Source organism: Paenibacillus sp. GbtcB18, from assembly GCF_019091125.1.
In the GTDB taxonomy this organism is placed as follows: Bacteria; Bacillota; Bacilli; order Paenibacillales; family NBRC-103111; genus Paenibacillus_F; species Paenibacillus_F chitinolyticus.
In genome coordinates, this window is the sequence record NZ_JAGXJX010000727.1 from 1 (window position 1) to 244 (window position 244).

Annotated in this window: 1 pseudogene; it reads left to right on the top strand. The window is 77.5% G+C overall.

What is annotated here, in order from left to right:
* Window positions 1-244, top strand: a pseudogene (locus KVT34_RS30900) (N-methylproline demethylase); the annotation flags it as partial.

The following is a 244-nucleotide window of genomic DNA, read 5'->3' on the forward strand; positions in this document are numbered from 1 at the left end:
CCTCCCTGGTCCGCACGATCCCGCCGATCGGCACCCCGCTGGGCCCCTTCCTGGAGTTCACCGGCGAGGTCCGGCGCCGGCTGCGGGTGCCCGTGATGCACGCGGCCCGGATCGCCGATCCCGCCACCGCGCGGTACGCCCTGCGCGAGGGGCTGCTCGACCTGGCCGGCATGACCCGCACCCAGAGCGCCGATCCCCCCCTGGTCGCCAAGACCGCGGGCGGCCGGGAGGACCGCATCCGCCC